This window comes from Streptomyces sp. NPDC059373 (assembly GCF_042751495.1).
In the GTDB taxonomy this organism is placed as follows: domain Bacteria; phylum Actinomycetota; class Actinomycetes; order Streptomycetales; family Streptomycetaceae; genus Actinacidiphila.
The window spans coordinates 338,116-356,717 of sequence record NZ_JBHYXC010000002.1; the positions used below are offsets into that span (position 1 = coordinate 338,116).

The window sequence follows — 18,602 nt, forward strand, 5'->3', positions numbered from 1 at the left end:
CCACAGCCTGAGATGGAGCCAGTACGTCCATGGTAGGGAGGCTCGGGGGCGTGACAGATGAACAGATGGCCGATACCGCGCCGGCCGGGCGCCCTCTCGACGCCATCGACCGCGCGATCCTGCGATACCTGCAGGAGGACGGACGCGCCTCGATACGGTCCGTCGCCGAACGCGTCCACGTGTCGCGGGCCAATGCCTACGCGCGCATCAACCGGCTCATCGAGGACGGCGTCATCCGTGGCTTCACCGCCCGCGTCGACCACGAACGCGCAGGTCACGGCGCGTCCGCGTACATCACTCTCAAGATCGTCCAGAATTCCTGGCGCACGGTCCGCGAAAAGCTCCTCGCCCTTCCCGGCGTCGCCCACATCGCGCTGGTGAGCGGCGATTTCGACGTCCTGATGCTGGTCCACACCCCCGACAACCGCAGCCTGCGCGAGCTGGTCCTCACCCGCATCCAGGCGGTGCCGGAAGTCCTGAGCAGCCGCACCCTGCTGGTCTTCGAGGAGACCGACCAGGTCCTGGGCTAGGAGCAGCCGGGCCCGGTCCGCCCGAGCGGCGCCTACGCGCGGCGCAGCCCGTCGAAGGCCAGGTGCACCACCGCGTCCGCGACCTGGTCGCTTTCGAGGCCCCCGCCGTCGTCCTTGGGGCGGTACCACTCCACTATGGAGTTGATCATCCCGAAGAGCAGCCTGGTCGCCAGCCTCAGGTCCACGTCGGCGCGCAGATCGCCTTCCGCCGCGGCCGCCTTCAGCAGGTCCGTCACGCGGTGGTCGAACTCCCGGCGCCGCTCCATGGCCCACCGCTCGGTCTGCGTGTTTCCGCGCACCCGCAGCAGCAGCGTGACGTACGGCAGCTCCGCCATCAGCACCTCGGCGGTGCGCCGCGTGACGTATTCCAGCCGCTCGACCGCCCGCCCGTCCTGTGCGGCGGGCTCCTCCAGGATGCCGAACAGGCCGTCGAGCGCCCGCCCCACGGCCCGGCGCAGCAGTTCCTCCTTGCCGCGTACATGGTGGTAGATGGAGGACTTGGAGATTCCGGCGGCCCGCGACAGATGCTCCATGGAGGTGCCGTCGTAGCCGCGCTCGATGAACACCTCGACGGCGACGGCGAGGAGGGTCTCGGGCGTGTACGTGTCGCGCTGGGCCATGGTCATGATTACAGCAGCCTCTCCTGGGAGGCCGCGCGGCGGATCAACAGCTGAGAAGGCGCGTAACGGCCGGTCGGATGTGTGGTGTGCATCAGCTCGAGGAATGCGCAGACCCAGTCGGCGCCGAGGAGTTCGCCCCACCGCAGGGGGCCCAGCGGATAGTTGACACCCAGGTGCATCGCGATGTCGATGTCGTCCGGTGACGCCACGCCCTTGGCGGCCGCGTCGGCGGCGAAGTCCACCAGCATGGCGACGGTACGGGCGACGATCAGGCCGGGGGTGTCGTCGATGACACTGACCTTCTTGCCCAGCGCCTGGAAGAGGCCGATCGCGGCCTGGACCGTCTCGGGGCGGGCCGTGTCGGACGGCGCCAGGGCGATGCGGGTGGCGGCGCGGTAGTCCAACGCCAGGTCGAACTGCACGCGGTCGTCGCCGAACGCGGTCGCCAGGCCGCCGTCGGCCAGACACAGCACACCACCACCGGGCAGCTCGACAGAGCCGTCGTACGCGCCGTCCGGCTCGCCCTCCACCACCTCGATGCCCGCCGCGGCGATCAGTTCGGGAAGCACGGCGGCGGGCCCCCGCCCGCCCGGGCGCACGGTGACCTCGGCGGGCGCCTTCTCCAGTGCGGCCGTACGCGGTTCGGGGCGCGCCGCGCCGTCGTACGCGTACCAGCCCCGCCCGGACTTACGGCCCAGCCGCCCGCCCTCCACCAGGCGCCGCTGCGCGAGCGACGGAGTGAACTTCGGGTCCTGGAAGAAGGACTCCCACACGGAGCGGGTGACCGCCTCGTTGACGTCCTGGCCGATCAGATCGGTCAGCTCGAAGGGCCCCATCCGGAAACCGCCGCACTCGCGCAGCACCGCGTCAATGGTGGCGGGATCGGCCGCGCCCTCCTCATAAAGGCGGAACGCCTCCGCGTAGAAAGGGCGGGCGACCCGGTTGACGATGAAGCCCGGGGTGTCGGTGCAGCGCACCGGCGTCTTGCCCCAGGCGACCACCGTCTCGTACGCGGCCGTGGCCGCCGCCTCGTCGGTGGTGGCGGCGGCGGAGACCACCTCGACCAGCGGCAGCAGGGGAGCGGGGTTGAAGAAGTGCAGGCCGAGGAAGCGGCCGGGGCGGCGGAGGGCCGCCGCGACGGCGGTGACGGACAGGGACGAGGTGTTGGTGGCCAGCAGGCAGTCGTCGCCGACGACGGTCTCCAGGGCGGTGAAGAGCTGCTGCTTGGCGCCCAGGTCCTCCAGGATCGCCTCGATGACCAGCTCCGCGCCGGCCAGCTCGCCCAGCTCCGCCGCCGGGGCCAGCCGGGCGCGGGCGGCATCCCTCACTGCGGCGTCCAAGCGGCCCTTGTCGACCAGCCGGTCGAAGCGCTCCGTTATGGCCTGCTCGGCCAGCTCGGCGCGCCCGGGGGCGACGTCGTAGAGCCGCACATGGTGACCGGCGGCCAGGGCGACCTGGGCGATTCCCTGGCCCATGGTGCCCGTGCCGACGACGGCGATCGTGCTGCTTCGGTCAAGCGGGTCCGGCGCGGTCATGGCGAGCTGCTCCTCGGCGAGTTATCCACAGGTCCGGCCGACCCCTCTTGTCCCGACCGAACATTCGGTTAATCTAGCGGTGTTGCCAGCACGAAGCATCCCGCCCATCCGCCCGCACCAGCTCGACGAGGAGTTGGCCCATGGCTGCCGAGCTCACCGATCCCACCGGTCTCACCGCTGTCCCCTTGATCGAACGGCATCGCGAGACCCTCGACAAGGCCCTCGCCGCGATCCGTACTCGCGAGTACTGGTCGCCGTACCCCGAGCACCCCAAGGCGTACGGGGACGGCGAGACCGGCAAGGCCGCCTTCGACGCCCTGCTGCACGGCCGCTTCGACCTGGACCAGCCCGGCACGGACGGCTGGACGGGCGGCGAGGTGTCGCCGTACGGCATCGAGCTCGGCGTGGAGTATCCGCACCCCGATGCGGATGTGCTGCTCCCGGCGATGCGCGCCGCCCTCCCGGCCTGGCGGGACGCCGGCCCGGAAACGCGGGCCGCGGTCAGCCTGGAGATCCTCTCCCGGATCAACGCGCGGACCAATGAGTTCGCGCACGCGGTCATGCACACCTCAGGCCAGGCCTTCATGATGGCGTTCCAGGCGGGCGGCCCGCACGCCCAGGACCGCGGCCTCGAGGCGGTCGCGTACGCCTACGCCGAGCAGACCCGCACCCCGGAGGCGGCGGAGTGGGTCAAGCCGCAGGGCAAGCGGGATCCGCTGAGTCTGCGCAAGGACTTCAAGGCGGTGCCGCGCGGCATCGCGCTGGTCATCGGCTGCAACACCTTCCCGACCTGGAACGGCTACCCGGGGCTCTTCGCCTCCCTGGCCACCGGCAATCCCGTGCTGGTCAAACCGCACCCCCGGGCCGTGCTGCCGCTCGCGCTCACGGTCAAGGTCGCCCGCGAAGTGCTCGCCGAGGCCGGCTTCGACCCGAATGTGGTCGCCCTGGCCGCCGAACATCCCGGCGAGGGCCTGGCCAAGACGCTGGCGGTGCGCCCCGAGATCCGCGTCATCGACTACACCGGCTCGACCGCCTTCGGCGACTGGCTGGAGGCCAACGCCCGCCAGGCCCAGGTCTTCACCGAGAAGGCCGGGGTCAACACGGTGATCATCGAATCCACCGACGACTACCGCGGCCTGCTGTCCAATCTCGCCTTCTCGCTCTCGCTCTACAGCGGCCAGATGTGCACCACCCCGCAGAATCTGCTGATCCCCCGCGACGGCATCGACACCGACGCCGGTCACAGGACCTACGACGAGGTGGTCGCCGACCTCGCCGGGGCCGTGGGCGGACTCCTCGGCGACGACGCCCGGGCCAACGCCCTGCTCGGCGCCCTGGTCAACCCCGACGTGAAGAGCCGCCTGGAGGCCGCCCCGTCCGTCGGCGAAGTCGCCCTGGCCTCACGTGCCGTGCCCAATCCGGAGTTCCCCGACGCCGTGGTCCGCACCCCGGTGATCGTGAAGCTGGACGGCGCCAAGCCCGACGACGAAGCGGCGTACATGACGGAGTGCTTCGGCCCGGTGTCCTTCGCGGTCGCCGTCGACTCGGCCGAGGCCGCGGTGGACCTGCTGCGCCGCACGGTGCGGGAGAAGGGCGCGATGACGGTCGGCGGCTACACGACCTCCCCCGAGGTGGAGCGGCTGATCGAGGAGGCCTGCTGGGACGAGTCGGCGCAGCTGTCGCTGAATCTGACCGGCGGGGTCTACGTCAACCAGACCGCGGCGTTCTCCGACTTCCATGGCTCGGGCGGCAATCCGGCCGCCAACGCGGCCCTGTGCGACGGCGCGTTCGTCGCCAACCGTTTCCGGGTCATCGAGGTCCGCCGTCCCAATGGAACAGGGTCATAGCCACGCTGGTGGCGAGGTTGTAGCTGGAGACCTGGGGGCGCATGGGCAGCGCCACCAGCCGGTCCGCGCGGCTGCGCAGTTCCGCCGAGATGCCGTGCCGCTCGGAGCCGAAGGCGATCAGGGCATCGTCGGGGATGACGACGGACCGGATGTCCTCGCCCTCCGGGTCGAGGACATGGAGCGGCCCGGGCGGCAGGTCGTCGACGCCGAGCCGCTCCACGGCGGTGGCGAAGTGCAGCCCGGCCCCGGCTCGTACGGCATTGGAGTGCCAGGGGTCCAGGTCGCCGGTGGTGACCACGCCCGTGGCGCCGAAGCCGGCGGCGAGGCGGACGACGGCGCCGACATTGCCCAGGTTGCGGGGGTTGTCCAGGACGACGACCGGCGCCGGCCGGGGAAGCCGGAACAGGCTCTCCCGGTTGGCGCGCTCGCTCGGCCTGACCGCCAGCGCGGCGACCCCGGTCGGGTGGACCCGGGGCACCAGCTCCTTCAGGACGGCGGCCGGGACCTCGACGACCGACGCGGCGAGCGCATCGGTGAGGTCGTCCGCCAGCTCGGCCGCGAGGCCGAGCACCGCGTCCTTGTCGGCGGCGACCGCCAGCCTCACGTCCGCGCCGAAGCGCAGGGCGTGCTTCAGCGCGTGGAAGCCGTCGAGGAGCACGGCTCCCGGGGCCAGCTCACGCCACGCCCGTGCAGCGGTCTTCGCCTCGTTGTCGCTGGTCACCCCACGAGGTTAGACCGGGCGGGATCGGCAGACGGCTCCGGCTGCCCTTCGGCCCCGTCCTCGGCACCCGCCGCGGCTGCGGCCGCAGGCTCCGGGACCGTACGGCCGCTGATACGGCGCACCCGCCGGGAGACCCGGTCGCCCACCCAGCGCAGGAAGCCGGTCGGCAGGAAGACCGCGTCGGCGGTGATCATCGCGAGGGAGAAGAACGGCAGTCCGAGCACAACCGCGATCGAGGCGTGCTCGACCATCATCAGCGCCAGCAGCACGTTCTTCACCCGGCGGTTGAAGAGCGTGAAGGGGAAGGCGACCTGCACGATCACCGTGCCGTAGGTGATGACCATGACCATGAGACCGCTGCTCGCCATGGCATGGGACAGCTCCGGCCAGGGACTGAAGTCATCGAGGTGGAGCGGGTAGTACAGCGCGGTGCCGTCCTGCCACCGATTGCCCTGGATCTTGTACCAGCCGGCGGTGGCGTAGATCAGGCAGACCTCGACGATGATCACCAGAAGCGTGCCGTTGTGCGCGAGGTTGGCGAAGATGTCCAGAACGGTCCGGGGCTCGCGGTCGGGCGCGTAACGATTCACCGCCCACCAGGCGGCCTGTGCGAGCCAGATGCCCCAGAAGATGGCCGCCCAGCCCCAGCTCAGCAGCCCCAGCGCGGTGACGAGCACCAGCGCCGCGCCCAGCAGCGACCAGAGCACGACGCCGGTGGTGTCACGCTTCGGGCCGCGTTCCGAGCCGTATTCCGAGCCGTATTCCGGACCGTTTTCCTGGCCGTATTCCTCGCCGTATTCCGGAGCGTCTTCCTGGCCGTTTTCCTGGCTGTCCTGCGGGCTGTCCTCATGGCCGGCCTGCGCGATCCGGGCCCGGCGCCGCGAGTCCAGCGACCAGACCTGGCCGCAGCGGGTCAGGACGAGGTAGATCGCCATGAGGTGGATGACGTTGTCGCCGCCGTCGCCGACGAAGACGCTGCGGTTCTGCAGCGACAGCACGCCGATCATGAACAGCACCGACGCGGTACGGGTCCGCCAGCCGAGCAGCAGCATCGCTGAGGCGAGGATGGCGCCCACGTAGACGAACTCGAACCACAGCTGGCCACGGGTCCACATCAGGACGGAGAAGGCGTGGTTGTCCGCGATGAGCTGGTGCGCCATGTCCCAGCTCCACACGCCGTCGGGCCCGTAGAGCTCCTGGCGGTGCGGCCACTCGCGCAGCAGGAACAACATCCAGGCCAGCGAGAAGCCCATCCGGACGACCGCCGTCTGGTAGCGGCCTATGGCCGTACCGGTGAGCCGGGCCAGACCCCCCGCGACGCCCTTGTCGATCCCCCTTCCCAAGCCTGCGAAGGGGGACGGAACGATGGTCCGCTCACTCACGAGCCGTCCTCCACTGTGTTCACGGGCCACCAGGGGAGCACCTGGTAGGTGGTCGTGGTGTTGATCTTCTCGTTGCTCCAGGGGGGCGCTGCGACCGGCATGGTGCTCGCGCGGACCTGGACCCGCTCGACGGCCCCGCCGTTGAGGCGCGGACCGAAGCGGGTCTCGACGATGCGCTGGACGTACGCCCTGCTCATCTCGCCGCGCGCGCCGATAGGGCGGTTCTGGTCGCCGTGCGTACTGGTGTAGAAGGACCAGGCCCGGCGCAGCTCGTTCTGCTTGGTGTGGCTGGGCGCCGGGTTGTGCCGGATGTCGGCGATGTCCATCGCGGTGAGGTCGACCCAGCCGGTGATCTCGGTGCTGCCGTCGTTCTTCCGCACCTCGGCGCGCGCCCAGACGTGGGTGTTCTGCTGCACCGGGTTGGGGGCGAACAGCTTCCAGTTCTGCTCGAACTCGGGATAGATGTACTCCGCCACCAGGTCGCCGTGCTTCTGGGTGATCGTGTTCTCCGGCGCCACGTGCAGGAACACGGCGAGGAGGTGGACGGCGACCATGACCGCCACGGCGGCGACGGCCAGCGCCACCGCTATCCGGGAGGGAAGCGACAGGGCGCCCAGGCCGCCACCACCCGGTCGTGCCCGTACGTCCTCGGGTGGCTCCATGTCGTCAGTACTCCTCGTTCCCCACGTTGCTTTCCGCACGGAACGGTACTCATGCCACACAGCCGCGGTACAGCCATCCCGGTTATCTCGGTTGTCCACAGGCCGCCGGGGATTGATCTTGACACCCTCCGGGGCCCGGCCCACCATGGGATCCAGTGCACCGAACGATCGGTCGGTCGGGAGTAAGGGGGCTCCGCATGACAACGACACCAGCGGTGGAGGAGGCGACGAGTCCGCCTTCCTGGCCGCCTTCGAAGCGGCAGTCGCCGCGGATTCCAGGATCGAGCCGCGATACGCCGGCCTGCCAGTCGCATCCGGCCGGCGATGCCGTGGAGGTGGACTTCGACGCCTGACCCCCCTAATCTGACACACCGTCAGAATGGTGGGTGTCGGCTGGGAGGTCGGGGCAATGGACTTCAGCTTCAGCGAGGAAGAGCTGGCGGCCGTCGAGGCGGCCCGGGCGGTCTTCGCCGGCGTGTCACCGGACGCGGTGCCCAGCCCGGCGCTCACCCCTGGGCCGGTGGCCGAGGACTTCGACCGGGTGCTGTGGCGCAGGCTCGCCGAGGCCGACCTGCTGAGCCTGGTCCTGGACGAGGCGTATGGCGGGGCCGGGCTCGGTCCGGTGGCCCTGTGCCTTGTCCTGCGCGAGGCCGGGGGTGTGCTCGCCCGAGTCCCGCTACTGGAGACCTGCGCCGCCGCGCTCGCCGTCCAGCAGTACGGCCCGCCCGAGCTGCGCGACCGGCTGCTGCCCGCGGTGGGGCGGGGCGCCCTCGTGCTCACCGTCGCGGCCAATGGCCGCACCGGCCACGATGCGGCGGAACTCGCGGTCAGCGCACGGCAGGTGGAGGGGGAGGGGGGTGGGTCCCCCGCCTCGTGGATCCTCGACGGCACCCACACCGCCGTCCCCTGGGCCCAGCACGCCGACCACATCCTCGTCCCCGCCGTCGCCCCCGACGGCCGGCCCGTCATCGCCCTGCTGCCCCGCACCGCCGCCACCGTGACCCTGGCCGACCAGGTCTCCACAAGCGGTGAACGCCTCGCCGAGGTCCGCCTCGACGGCGCCCGGGTGCCGGCCGCCGACGTCATCACCGCCGACGGCGCCTGGGACCGGCTCCGCCGGCTGCTCACCGTCGGCACCTGTGCGCTCGCGCTCGGCCTGGGCTCGGCCGTCCTCCGGATGACCAGCGAGTACACCGGCAAGCGCGAGCAGTTCGGGCATCCGATAGCCACGTTCCAGGCCGTCGCCATGCAGTCCGCCGACCGCTACATCGACCTCCGTGCCATGGAGGTCACCCTCTGGCAGGCGGCCTGGCGGCTCGACCCCACCGATGTCGCCGTCGCCAAGATCTGGGCCTCGGAAGGGGTCCGCCGGGTCGTCCAGACCGCCCAGCACCTCCACGGCGGCTTCGGTGCCGACACGGACTACGCGCTGCACCGCTACCACGCCTGGGCCAAGCAGCTCGAGCTCTCGCTGGGCCCGGCGGCAGCGCACGAGGAGGCCCTCGGCGACCTGCTCGCCGCCGAGGCCTAGCCCGGCAGCCCGCCAGCCCGTCCGCCAGCCCGGCAGCACGCCCGCCGGCCCGGCCGCCCCTACAGCACGTACGCCTCGGCACCGCCGTCCGTGACCAGCGGACGCCCCGCGGCCTCCCACCCCAGCATGCCGCCGTCGACGTTGACCGCCTCGACGCCCTGCGCGATCAGGTACTGCGCGACCTGCGCCGAGCGGCCGCCGACCCGGCACACCACATGCACGCGCTGGTCGCCCGGGACCTCGGCAGCCCGCGCGACGACCTCGCCCATGGGGATGTGCAGCGCCCCCTCGGCGTGCCCGGCGGCCCACTCGTCGTGCTCGCGCACATCCAGCAGGAATCCGTCCGCCGGCACGGCGGCGGCGTCCACCGCGGGCAGCTGGGCGTGGAACATGAAGATCGGCCTCCTCGACAGGGCGTTGACACGGCGATACGCCGAAAACGTACCGCTCAGTCCTTCGAGGAGCGAACGAGCTCCTCCAGCCGCGCCTCGCGATGGGCGACCTGGTTGAGCAGGGACTCGGCGATCTCGTTCAGCAGCCCGTCCGGGTCGTCCGGCGCGAGCTTCATCATCTGCCCGATCGCGCTGCCCTCCAGGTCGGCGGCGATCACGGCCAGCGTCTCCTTGCGCTCGGCCAGCCACTCCAGCCGGGCGTAGAGCACCTCGGCCTCGGTCGGCAGCTCCTCGTCCAGCGGCGGGCCGGCCGCCCATTCCTCCGCCAGTTCGCGCAGCTTCGCCTCGTCGGCGTAGGCGTACGCCTCGTTGACCCGGGCGATGAACTCGCTCCGCCGCTGCTTCTCCCCCTCGTCCTGCGCCAGGTCGGGGTGGGCCGCGCGGGCCAGCTCGCGGTAGAGCCGCTGGGCCTCCTTGCCGGGGCGCACCCGGCGCGGCGGGTTCGGGTCCTCGACCGGCCGGACGCCGTCGGCGCCCAGCAGCCCGCCGAACAGCTCCTCGACCCCGGGCATGGGCATGACCAGGGCGCGCGCCTCCCAGGCGCGCTTGATGTCGTCGCGGTCGCCGCTGCTGGCCGCGACCGCCTCCGCGATCAGCGCGTCCAGCTCGTCGAGCCGGGCGTACATCGGGCCGAGCTTCTGGTGGTGGAGCCGGGAGAAGTTCTCCACCTCGACCCGGTAGGTCTCCACCGCGATCTCGAACTCGATCAGCGCCTGCTCGGCCGCCCGCACCGCCTTCGCCAGCCGGTCCTCGGGCTTCGCGCCGTGCGCGCCGCCTTGGGAGCCGGCTGCCGCGCCGGACGCCGAGCCGGCTTGCGGGTCGGCCGCCGAGCCGGCCTGCGAGGCGTTCTCACGGTTCACGGAGGAGTTCGTCACCGGGACAGCGTACGAGGATGGGCCGCTCATATTCCAAGCTCGGCCGGTATCCGCCCACCGCGCACCGCCGCCAGCAGCTCAGCGTGGTCCGCTTCCGTACGATCCGCGTACGCCACCGCGAATGCGGCCACCGCCTCGTCCAGTTCCTCGCCCTTGCCGCAGTAGCCCGCGATCAGCCGCGGATCGGCGGTGTGCGCGTGCGCCCGGGCCAGCAGCGCGCCGGTCACCCGGGCGTAGTCGTCGATCAGCCCGGCCTGCAGCGAAGCCGGGTCGACGCTGCCCTTACGGTTCCGGAACTGCCGCACCTGACAGGGGCGCCCGTCGACCGTCGTCCAGCCCAGCAGGGCATCGCTCACGACCTGCATCCGCTTCTGCCCGAGCACTACCCGCCGGCCCTCGTGCTCGACCTCCGGCGTCTCCCAGCCGGCCTTCGCCAGGTACGGCACCAGGGCCGAGGGCCGCGCCTCCTTCACCTGGAGCACCAGCGGCTCACCGAGGTGATCAAGGAGCAGCACCACGTACGACCGCAGCCCGACGCTCCCCGTCCCGACCACCCGGAAGGCGACGTCGTGCACCGCGTACCGGCCGAGCAGCGGCAGCCGGTCCTCGCCCAGCGTCGCCAGATACCGCTGCAGGGACAGGGCGACGGCCGCCGCCTCCGCGTCCGGCACCCGCCGCAGCACCGGCGGGGCGTCGACGAAGCGCCGTCCGCCGCCGTCCACCGCCTCGGTCGCCCGCGCCGCGAACTTCGCGCTCGTGTTCTTGCGGGCCTTCTCCGAGACCTGTTCGAGCGTGACGGTCAGTGCCCCCGCGTCCGCGTGCGCGACCAGGCCCTCGTCCGCGATGGCGTTCCAGGCCTCCAGCACCGGCAGCTTCGCCAGCAGCCGCATGGTCCGCCGGTAGGCGCCCACCGCGTCGAAGGCCGCCGCCCGGCAGACCGTCTCGTCCGCGCCCGCCTCCCGGCCCGCGAGTACGAGCGAGGCCGCGAGCCGCTTCACGTCCCACTCCCAGGGACCGCGCACCGTCTCGTCGAAGTCGTTGATGTCGATGACCAGGCCGCCCCGCGCGTCCCCGTACAGGCCGAAGTTGGCGGCGTGCGCGTCGCCGCACAGCTGGGCGCCTATCCCGGTGGCGGGCGTGCCGGCCAGGTCGGCGGCCATCAGCCCGGCCGAGCCGCGCAGGAAGGCGAAGGGGCTTGCCGCCATCCGTCCCACCCGCAGCGGTACGAGTCCGGGGATGCGGCCGGCGTTGGAGGCCTCCAGGGACTCCGCCGTGCCCGGCCGGTCGGCGCCGATCTGAAGGACGTCGTGCAGGGCTCGCGGCACCGGCCGGCGCAGCGCCTTCCCCTCCGCCTTCGGCGAGCCGTCGTGCGGCCACCGCTGGAATCCCGACACCCACGGCACGCGCGCCACGTCCGGTCCCGTCCCCTGCCCCAGTCCCTGGTCCACCATGAGCCCCTCCCTGCCCAGGAAGCGCCCCGAAAACGCTTCCGCCGAACTGACTTGCCCCCTTGGTCGTATCTGGGGGCAATCTGGCCATTTACCGGACCACTACCGGTGGTTCATGCTTGCCTGGATCCACCACGCACGTCGCAGCACAAGGCTCAGCACGACGCTCAGCACAACCCCCGGCACGACTCGCAAGGACACGCGCGACTCGCCGTCCGACACCGAATACTCCCTCAGCGCCGAACCGGCCCGAACCGCAGGTGCACCAGCTTGGACGAGATGACCCGGCTGCCCGCCGCCACGACGAGCCCGATCGCGACCACGGGCTTTTCCGCTCTGCTCCGCCTTGCCGTCCTGTGCGTGGATCCCGACGGCCACATCTCCTACTGGAACCGTGGTGCCGAGGAGCTGTTCGGCCACCGCTGGGAAGGTGTCTTCGGCCGGCCCGCCTCAGGTCTGCTGCCCAATCCCACCGGTGACCGCCAGGACACCCTCGACCAGCTCGACGACCTCACCCACCCCGCGTGGGCCGGCGCCCTCGCCGCCACCGAACGCGACGGCGGCGTGCGGGACGCCCTGTGGTGGTCGTACCGGATCATGGAGCCGGTCGGCCGCAGCCTGCTGCTCCTCGCGGCCAACGCCCAGCCGCTGCGCACCGGCGCCCTGCGCATCGCGCTGGGCGACCGCATGCTGCCGTACGCGGCCGCCGACGCCCCCGACAGCCCGCTCCGCCACGAGAACGTACGTATCGCGGCCCGGCTCGCCAGGGTGTCCGACGCGGCGCACGCCGACCAACTGGGCGCCCGCCTGGGCGCGGTGCTGCCCCGGGTGAGCGCGGGCCGGCTGGAGCGGATCATGCGGCAGATCGTGCCGTACGGCTATCCGGTGCTGGAGGTGGAGGGCAATGTCACGCTGCCGGTGCTGCCGTACGAGCAGGGCGGCCGGCCCGTCACCCACCCCGCCAACGGCCGTCCGCCGCGCCCGCCCCGCACGGCCGAGCGCAAGGAGCTGCTCCCCGGACCGCGCCCGTCGCCCGCCCAGGCGTCCCAGCCCTACCAGCCCGCTCCGGGCACGGCGGTCCCGCACCCGGCTCCCTCCCCCGGGCACACCCTCGACGAACAGCTCGCCCTGCTCCGCGAGATCGGCACCAAGGTCGGCAGCACCCTCGATCTGGGCACCACCGCGCGGGAGTTGTGCTCGGTCACCGTCCCGCGCTTCGCCGACTACGCCGCGATCCTGATCGTCGACCAGCTCTTCTCGGACACCGATCCGCCCAAGGACGACCGCCCGTCCGGCATGATCACCGCCCGCCGGGTCGCTGTCACCCACAACGGCCGGCCCGGCGGCCCCTGGGACACCGCCCTGCCCGAGGGCGAGTTGCTGCCGCTGGCCGCGAACGAGATCACCCCGCGCCTCGGCGAGCCATTACTGATTCCCGTGATAGACCCAGCCCTTGCCGAGGACATCGCCGCCGACCTGGGCGTCCCTGCGCTCGGCCCGCTGCTGCCCGAGCACTCCATGATCGTCGTCCCGCTCACCGCGCGCGGCACCGTCCTCGGCCGCATGTGCCTGCTGCGCCGCCCGGGCCGCCGGCCCTTCGACGCCACCGACGCCGTGACCGCCGGCGAGGTCGTCGCCCGTGGCGCCGTCCATCTCGACAACGCCCGCCTGCACCGCCTCGAGTCGCGCGCCGCCGTCACCCTCCAGCGCAGCATGATGCCGACCCGCCCGCCCAAGATCCCCGGCGTCCGGATCGCCCACCACTACCGCCCCGGCGACCGGCAGGCCCAGGTCGGCGGCGACTGGTTCGACGCGATCCAACTCCCCGGCGGGCGCGTCGCGTTGATCGTCGGCGATGTCATGGGCCACGGCCTGCTCTCGGCCGCCGTGATGGGCCAGTTCCGTACGGCCGTGATCACCATGGCCGCCCTCGACCTGCCGCCCGCCCAGCTGCTGCGCCACCTGGACAACCTCGCCCACCGCCTGGGTGCCGAACACCTCGCCACCTGCGTGTACGCGGTCTACGACCCGATCCACCGCAAGCTGACCATCGCCAACGCCGGCCACATCCCGCCGGTCCTCGCCCGCCACGACGGCCGCAGCGAGCTGCTGGAGATCCCCAAGGGCGCCCCCATCGGGGTGGGCGGCGTGCCCTTCGAGACGGTCGAGATCCCGGTCCCGGACGGCAGTTGGCTGGTGCTGTGCACCGACGGCCTGGTCGAGGTGCGCGGGCAGGGGATAGACGCGGGCCTGGCCGCCCTCTGCTCCAACGTCATCGAGCCGGACCAGACGCCCGAGGACGTCTGCGAGCAGATCCTCAGCCGCGTCCACTCCGACGACCGCGGCGACGACGTGGCCCTGCTGGTCGCCAACTTCCAGGGCATCCCGTCGGACGACGTCGTCGAGTGGAAGCTGGAGTTGAACCGCTCCGAGGTCCGCCGCGCCCGCGAGCTGACCCGCGATCAGCTCACCCGCTGGGGCCTGACCGGGATCGTCGAGCTGACCGAGCTGCTGGTCAGCGAGCTGGTGACCAACGCCCTGCGGGCCGCGTCCCATGCGGTGAGCCTGCGGCTGATGCGCGTCGGCACACTGCTCGTCGAGGTCACCGACGACGACCACAACCTCCCCCAGCTGCGGCGCGCGGACGCCAACGACGAGGAGGGCCGCGGTCTCACCCTCGTCAGCCATCTCTCACGCCGCTGGGGCACCAGCCGCAAGGCGGTCGGCAAGGTCGTATGGTTCGAGCTTCCGCTACCCGGGTAGATGGTCATTGACCAGCACGAACGTGCGAATCAAATGTACGATGCAGAGATGCCGAGCAGAGCGCCGAACGGGGCAAGCAGAGAGCAGTCCGTCGAGACCATCCAGGGTGAGATGGCCGCCTTCGCCCGGCGGGCGCGCGGCGTGGCCGCCCGTATGCACCCGGAGTTGTCCCTGGTCTCGTTCACGATCCTGGCCCACCTGGACGCGACGAAGGGCTGCCGGGCCACCGATCTGGCCACGGAGTTCACGCTGGACAAGTCCACCGTGAGCCGGCAGATCACCGCGCTGGAGCAGCTCGGCTTCGTCGAACGCCGGGCCGAACCCGCCGACCAGCGGGTCCAGTTGCTACGTCCGACCCCGGCCGGCAGCGCCGTCCTCGCGGCCGCCACCGCCGCCCGCCGCGAGGCCTTCCGTACCCGGCTCATGGACTGGGACGAGGCCGACCTCGAGCGCTTCGCCGCGTATCTGGTCCGCTACAACGAGACCTCGGGGCAGAAGGAGGCCTCAGACCAGGCCGGGCAGCGCTGAATCAGCCGCTGAGTCAGCCGCTGCGCCGGCGTCGTCGCCGTCGTCGCTCTCGGCGGCCCCCGGGCACGTCGTCGCCACCGGCAGATCGCCGGGCAGGTACGACACCGCCCACGTACGCAGTTCCTCCAGCGCCGGACCCAGGGCCCGCCCGGCCTCGGTGAGCCGGTAGCTGACCCGCAGCGGCGGGCCCGTCTCGACCTCCCGGGTCAGCAGTCCGGCCTCGGCCAGCTCGCTCAGCCGGTCCGAGAGCATCCGTTCACTGATCTTCGGAATCGCGCGGCGGAGCTCTGCGAAGTACCACGCGCGCTGTGTGAGGACGGCCACGATCAGGCCGGTCCACCGCTTACCGAGCAGCGCGAAGACCCGCGTCAGGGCCACGTCGACCCCGGAACACGGCTCCATCGTCTCTTCCTGCTGCTGTGCCATCCCCTCAGGCTACTACCCTTGTCACTAGGAGCTGCAAAAAAGTAAGCTCGTGCTGCAGAAAAGTAAGTTCCTGTGGTACCAATAGCTGCATACGAATATTTCGCCGTTCCCCACGGCTCGAACGTCACGAAAGTGGAGGCACCCCCATGCCCACCCTGCTGCACATCGACTCGTCCATCTGGCCCGCCGAGGGTTCTTCGTCCCGTGACGTTGCCGCCACCTTCCGCAAGGAATGGGAGGCCCAGCACCCGAACGGCACCGTCATCTACCGCGACCTCGCCGTCGAGCCGGTTCCGCACATCGACGCCGCCCACTACCTCGGTGGCGCCGAGCACCCGCTGCGCGACACCCTGGCGACCGAGCTCGAGCAGGCCGACGCGGTCCTGATCAGCGCGCCGATGTACAACTTCGCGATTCCCTCCACCCTGAAGGCGTGGCTGGACCAGGTCATCATCCTCGGCCGCACCGCCGGTGAGACCCCCTCCGCCGCCGGCACCCCGACCGTTGTCGTCGCGTCCCGCGGTGGCGGCTACGGCCCCGGCACTCCGCGTGAGGACCACGAGTTCGTCATCACCTACCTGGAGAAGGCGCTGGGCGCCCTCGGCCTCGACGTGCACTTCGTGGTTCCCGAGCTGACCCTGGCCCGTCAGGTGCCCGCCATGGCCGGCCTGATCGACCTCTCCGACGCCTCCAAGGCCAAGGCCCACGAGGAGGCCGCGGCCAAGGCCAAGACCTTCGCCGCCAAGGTCGCCTGAGACCTTCCCGCGCCACCCGGAAGCGGCCCGCCCTCCCTCGGTGTCGGGGCCGCTTCCGCCTTCCCTCAGCTCTTCCCTTTAGCTCTTCTTTGCCTTACTCGGGATGAAATGTGGGCGATACACAAGTTGCCTACGATGACTAAATCCATCGCCACTTTCCCCGGGGGGACCTTCCGCATGACCACATCCGCCGACACCGGACGACGAAGCAGCGGCAACGCCATCGTCGCCGTGCTCTCCTTCGCGGGCATCGTCGTCGCCGTGATGCAGACCCTCGTCGTCCCGCTCATATCCCAGCTGCCGACGTTGCTGCACTCCTCCGCCTCCGACGCCTCCTGGGTGGTCACCGCGACCCTCCTGGCCGGCGCCGTCGCCACCCCCGTCATGGGCCGCCTCGGCGACATGTACGGCAAGCGGCGGATCCTCTTCGTCAGCCTCGGCCTGCTGGTCGCCGGCTCGGCCCTGTGCGCCTTCACCTCGACGCTCCTGCCGATGGTGATCGGCCGGGCCCTGCAGGGCGGCGCCATGGGCGTCATCCCGCTGGGCATCAGCATCATGCGCGACGAGCTGCCGCGTGAGCGGATGGGCTCCGCGATGGCCCTGATGAGCTCGTCCCTGGGCATCGGCGGCGCACTCGGCCTGCCGGGCGCCGCGGCCATCGCCCAGCACTCCGACTGGCACACCCTCTTCCTGGTCTCCGGCGGGCTCGGCGTGGTCGCCATCGCCCTCGTCGCCTTCCTCGTCCCCGAGTCGCCGGTACGTACCCCGGGCCGCTTCGACATCCCGGGCGCGATCGGCCTCACCGCCGGCCTGATCTGCCTGCTCCTGCCCATCACCAAGGGCGCCGACTGGGGCTGGGGCAGCGGCACCGTCCTCGGGCTGTTCGGCGCCGCCGTCGTGATCCTTGTCTCCTGGGGCGTCCTGGAACTGCGTACCGACGCGCCGCTGGTGGACCTGCGGACCACCGCGCGCCGCCAGGTGCTGCTGACCAACCTCGCGTCGGTCCTGGTGGGCTTCGTCCTGTACGCCCAGATGCTGGCCCTGCCGCAGATCCTGGAGCTGCCCAAGGTCACCGGCTACGGCCTCGGCCTGTCCATGGTCGCCGCCGGCCTGTGCCTGGCACCCGGCGGCCTGGTCATGATCGTGATCTCGCCGATCTCCGCCCGGATCTCCGCCACCAAGGGCCCCAAGGTCTCGCTGCTGATCGGCACCGTCATCGCCACCGGCGGTTACGCGCTCGGCTTCGGCCTCATCCACTCGGTGTGGGAAGTCATACTCGTCGGCACCGTCATCGGCTCCGGCATCGCCTTCGCGTACGCGGCCATGCCCGCCCTCATCATGGGCGCCGTGCCGCCCTCCGAGACCGCCGCCGCCAACGGCCTCAACACCCTGATGCGGTCCATCGGCACCTCGACCTCCAGCGCCGTCGTGGGCGTCGTCCTGGCCCACATGACGATCACCCTCGGCGAAGGCACCTCCGCCGCCGTCGTGCCCTCCATGGACGGCTTTCGGACCGCCTTCGGCATCGCCTGCCTGGTCGGGGTGGTGGCCCTCGCCGTCGGCGTCTTCATCCCGGGCAGGACGGCGGAGGGCCGCACGGCCTTCACCGTTCGACCCTCCGCCGAGGCCGGGACCGAGGCAGAAGCCTCAGCCGAGCCCCTGAACGAGTCCGAGCCTCAGATGCTGACGCCGAAGTCCTGAGCGATGCCGCGCAGGCCGGAGGCGTACCCCTGGCCGACGGCGCGGAACTTCCACTCCGCGCCGTTGCGGTACAGCTCGCCGAAGACCATGGCGGTCTCGGTCGAGGCGTCCTCGGTGAGGTCATAGCGGGCGAGCTCTTTGTCGTCGGCCTGGTTCACCACGCGGATGAACGCGTTGCGGACCTGGCCGAAGCTCTGCTGGCGGGTCTCGGCGTCGTAGATCGACACTGGGAACACAATCTTGGAGACCCCGGCCGGCACCGTCGTCAGGCTGACCTTCACCTGCTCGTCGTCACCCTCACCCTCACCGGTGATGTTGTCGCCGGTGTGCTCGACCGAGCCTTCGGGGCTCTTGAGGTTGTTGAAGAAGACGAAGTGCTTGTCCGAGACGACCTTGTTGTCCTCGCCGACGAGCAGCGCGCTCGCATCAAGGTCGAAGTCCGTGCCCGTGGTCGTACGCACGTCCCAGCCCAGACCGACGGTGACCGCGGTCAGTCCCGGGGCCTCCTTGGTCAGCGAGACATTGCCGCCCTTGGAAAGGCTGACACCCATGGATCTCCCTGCGCAATCCGGCGCGGGCCGCGCCCCTTGACGATTCCTTTGCCCAATGCGTCCAACGCGCACCTACCCGCCCCGGTTCCCCGTCACGCACCCGCTCACCCACGTGCAGCAAACAAAAGATCCCGCAGGTCCGAAGACCTGCGGGATCTCACTGTGCGCGAGGGGGGAGTTGAACCCCCACGCCCTTTCGGGCACTGGAACCTGAATCCAGCGCGTCTGCCTATTCCGCCACCCGCGCATGGGTGCTGCCGTTCGATTCTCACACA

17 protein-coding genes and 1 tRNA gene are annotated in these 18,602 nt (G+C 71.2%); 7 read left to right on the plus strand and 11 right to left on the minus strand.

Features of this window, described 5'->3' with window-relative positions; all coding sequences use genetic code 11:
* Positions 1-29 precede the first annotated feature (29 nt).
* Positions 30-530, plus strand: coding sequence for an Lrp/AsnC family transcriptional regulator (locus ACFXJ5_RS05775; protein ID WP_384627341.1), 501 nt, complete (start codon positions 30-32; stop codon positions 528-530).
* A gap of 32 nt (positions 531-562) precedes the next feature.
* Here ACFXJ5_RS05775 and ACFXJ5_RS05780 read toward each other — a convergent pair whose 3' ends face one another.
* Together ACFXJ5_RS05780 and ACFXJ5_RS05785 are read right to left on the minus strand one after the other, a co-directional pair.
* Positions 563-1,156 (minus strand): TetR/AcrR family transcriptional regulator, encoded by a 594-nt coding sequence (locus tag ACFXJ5_RS05780; RefSeq protein WP_384627343.1) that lies wholly within the window; start codon positions 1,154-1,156, stop codon positions 563-565.
* Positions 1,157-1,158: 2 nt separating this feature from the next.
* Complete coding sequence (locus ACFXJ5_RS05785) at positions 1,159-2,685, minus strand: 3-hydroxyacyl-CoA dehydrogenase (RefSeq protein WP_384627346.1); 1,527 nt, start codon at positions 2,683-2,685, stop codon at positions 1,159-1,161.
* Positions 2,686-2,825: 140 nt separating this feature from the next.
* On the opposite strand from ACFXJ5_RS05785, the gene paaN reads away from it, so the two are divergent.
* Entirely contained in the window at positions 2,826-4,532 is a 1,707-nt protein-coding gene (gene paaN / locus ACFXJ5_RS05790; RefSeq protein ID WP_384627349.1) for a phenylacetic acid degradation protein PaaN, read from the plus strand.
* Here the strand turns inward: paaN and ACFXJ5_RS05795 are convergent.
* The 3 genes from ACFXJ5_RS05795 to ACFXJ5_RS05805 are packed head-to-tail and all read right to left on the minus strand — an operon-like array spanning position 4,495 to position 7,297.
* Positions 4,495-5,253: a TrmH family RNA methyltransferase gene (locus tag ACFXJ5_RS05795; RefSeq protein ID WP_384627352.1), complete on the minus strand. Its 759-nt coding sequence runs from the start codon at positions 5,251-5,253 to the stop codon at positions 4,495-4,497. The two genes, paaN and ACFXJ5_RS05795, sit on opposite strands and share 38 nt — an antisense overlap.
* Positions 5,250-6,635: an HTTM domain-containing protein gene (locus ACFXJ5_RS05800; protein WP_459253979.1), complete on the minus strand. Its 1,386-nt coding sequence runs from the start codon at positions 6,633-6,635 to the stop codon at positions 5,250-5,252. The genes ACFXJ5_RS05795 and ACFXJ5_RS05800 overlap by 4 nt, the downstream gene beginning before the upstream one ends.
* On the minus strand, positions 6,632-7,297 hold the full coding sequence (locus tag ACFXJ5_RS05805; protein ID WP_384627354.1) for a DUF5819 family protein: 666 nt from the start codon (positions 7,295-7,297) through the stop codon (positions 6,632-6,634). The genes ACFXJ5_RS05800 and ACFXJ5_RS05805 overlap by 4 nt, the downstream gene beginning before the upstream one ends.
* Positions 7,298-7,706: 409 nt before the next feature.
* On the opposite strand from ACFXJ5_RS05805, the gene ACFXJ5_RS05810 reads away from it, so the two are divergent.
* The gene (locus ACFXJ5_RS05810; protein WP_384627357.1) at positions 7,707-8,828 is read left to right on the plus strand and encodes an acyl-CoA dehydrogenase family protein; all 1,122 of its coding nucleotides are present in this window, start codon (positions 7,707-7,709) and stop codon (positions 8,826-8,828) included.
* Positions 8,829-8,887: 59 nt separating this feature from the next.
* Here ACFXJ5_RS05810 and ACFXJ5_RS05815 read toward each other — a convergent pair whose 3' ends face one another.
* From ACFXJ5_RS05815 to ACFXJ5_RS05825, 3 genes are read right to left on the minus strand one after another with little or no spacing between them, the layout of a single operon-like run.
* Entirely contained in the window at positions 8,888-9,220 is a 333-nt protein-coding gene (locus ACFXJ5_RS05815; RefSeq protein WP_384627360.1) for a rhodanese-like domain-containing protein, read from the minus strand.
* Positions 9,221-9,276: 56 nt separating this feature from the next.
* A complete protein-coding gene (locus ACFXJ5_RS05820) occupies positions 9,277-10,185 on the minus strand; it encodes a hypothetical protein (protein WP_384627363.1) in 909 nt (302 codons plus the stop codon).
* Entirely contained in the window at positions 10,182-11,606 is a 1,425-nt protein-coding gene (locus ACFXJ5_RS05825; RefSeq protein WP_384627366.1) for a DUF2252 domain-containing protein, read from the minus strand. Before ACFXJ5_RS05825 ends, ACFXJ5_RS05820 begins: the two co-directional genes overlap by 4 nt.
* A 276-nt stretch (positions 11,607-11,882) precedes the next feature.
* On the opposite strand from ACFXJ5_RS05825, the gene ACFXJ5_RS05830 reads away from it, so the two are divergent.
* Positions 11,883-14,366: a SpoIIE family protein phosphatase gene (locus ACFXJ5_RS05830; RefSeq protein WP_384628330.1), complete on the plus strand. Its 2,484-nt coding sequence runs from the start codon at positions 11,883-11,885 to the stop codon at positions 14,364-14,366.
* A 48-nt stretch (positions 14,367-14,414) separates the two neighbouring features.
* A complete protein-coding gene (locus ACFXJ5_RS05835; protein WP_384627368.1) occupies positions 14,415-14,894 on the plus strand; it encodes a MarR family winged helix-turn-helix transcriptional regulator in 480 nt (159 codons plus the stop codon).
* On the opposite strand, the gene ACFXJ5_RS05840 is transcribed toward ACFXJ5_RS05835, so the two are convergent.
* Positions 14,871-15,320, minus strand: a complete 450-nt coding sequence (locus ACFXJ5_RS05840) for a winged helix-turn-helix transcriptional regulator (protein ID WP_384627370.1) — start codon at positions 15,318-15,320, stop codon at positions 14,871-14,873. The two genes, ACFXJ5_RS05835 and ACFXJ5_RS05840, sit on opposite strands and share 24 nt — an antisense overlap.
* 146 nt (positions 15,321-15,466) lie before the next feature.
* On the opposite strand from ACFXJ5_RS05840, the gene ACFXJ5_RS05845 reads away from it, so the two are divergent.
* The gene (locus tag ACFXJ5_RS05845; RefSeq protein ID WP_384627373.1) at positions 15,467-16,075 is read left to right on the plus strand and encodes an FMN-dependent NADH-azoreductase; all 609 of its coding nucleotides are present in this window, start codon (positions 15,467-15,469) and stop codon (positions 16,073-16,075) included.
* Between the two features lie 177 nt (positions 16,076-16,252).
* A complete protein-coding gene (locus ACFXJ5_RS05850) occupies positions 16,253-17,776 on the plus strand; it encodes an MFS transporter (protein WP_384627375.1) in 1,524 nt (507 codons plus the stop codon).
* Here ACFXJ5_RS05850 and ACFXJ5_RS05855 read toward each other — a convergent pair.
* Positions 17,752-18,327 carry a TerD family protein gene (locus ACFXJ5_RS05855; RefSeq protein WP_384627377.1) on the minus strand — a complete coding sequence of 192 codons (576 nt, stop codon included), beginning with the start codon at positions 18,325-18,327 and terminating at the stop codon, positions 17,752-17,754. The two genes, ACFXJ5_RS05850 and ACFXJ5_RS05855, sit on opposite strands and share 25 nt — an antisense overlap.
* 163 nt (positions 18,328-18,490) lie before the next feature.
* Positions 18,491-18,574: transfer RNA gene (locus tag ACFXJ5_RS05860), tRNA-Leu, on the minus strand.
* Positions 18,575-18,602 lie beyond the last annotated feature (28 nt).

Bases quoted from the DNA above. Each gene is read 5' to 3' on its own strand.
- ACFXJ5_RS05805 (WP_384627354.1), bottom strand. From the start codon at position 7,297: ATGGAGCCACCCGAGGACGTACGGGCACGACCGGGTGGTGGCGGCCTG.
- ACFXJ5_RS05825 (WP_384627366.1), bottom strand. From the start codon at position 11,606: ATGGTGGACCAGGGACTGGGGCAGGGGACGGGACCGGACGTGGCGCGC.
- ACFXJ5_RS05840 (WP_384627370.1), bottom strand. From the start codon at position 15,320: ATGGCACAGCAGCAGGAAGAGACGATGGAGCCGTGTTCCGGGGTCGAC.
- ACFXJ5_RS05850 (WP_384627375.1), top strand. From the start codon at position 16,253: ATGACCACATCCGCCGACACCGGACGACGAAGCAGCGGCAACGCCATC.
- paaN (WP_384627349.1), top strand. From the start codon at position 2,826: ATGGCTGCCGAGCTCACCGATCCCACCGGTCTCACCGCTGTCCCCTTG.
- ACFXJ5_RS05855 (WP_384627377.1), bottom strand. From the start codon at position 18,327: ATGGGTGTCAGCCTTTCCAAGGGCGGCAATGTCTCGCTGACCAAGGAG.
- ACFXJ5_RS05810 (WP_384627357.1), top strand. From the start codon at position 7,707: ATGGACTTCAGCTTCAGCGAGGAAGAGCTGGCGGCCGTCGAGGCGGCC.
- ACFXJ5_RS05820 (WP_384627363.1), bottom strand. From the start codon at position 10,185: ATGAGCGGCCCATCCTCGTACGCTGTCCCGGTGACGAACTCCTCCGTG.
- ACFXJ5_RS05835 (WP_384627368.1), top strand. From the start codon at position 14,415: ATGCCGAGCAGAGCGCCGAACGGGGCAAGCAGAGAGCAGTCCGTCGAG.
- ACFXJ5_RS05775 (WP_384627341.1), top strand. From the start codon at position 30: ATGGTAGGGAGGCTCGGGGGCGTGACAGATGAACAGATGGCCGATACC.
- ACFXJ5_RS05815 (WP_384627360.1), bottom strand. From the start codon at position 9,220: ATGTTCCACGCCCAGCTGCCCGCGGTGGACGCCGCCGCCGTGCCGGCG.
- ACFXJ5_RS05830 (WP_384628330.1), top strand. From the start codon at position 11,883: ATGACCCGGCTGCCCGCCGCCACGACGAGCCCGATCGCGACCACGGGC.
- ACFXJ5_RS05785 (WP_384627346.1), bottom strand. From the start codon at position 2,685: ATGACCGCGCCGGACCCGCTTGACCGAAGCAGCACGATCGCCGTCGTC.
- ACFXJ5_RS05780 (WP_384627343.1), bottom strand. From the start codon at position 1,156: ATGACCATGGCCCAGCGCGACACGTACACGCCCGAGACCCTCCTCGCC.
- ACFXJ5_RS05845 (WP_384627373.1), top strand. From the start codon at position 15,467: ATGCCCACCCTGCTGCACATCGACTCGTCCATCTGGCCCGCCGAGGGT.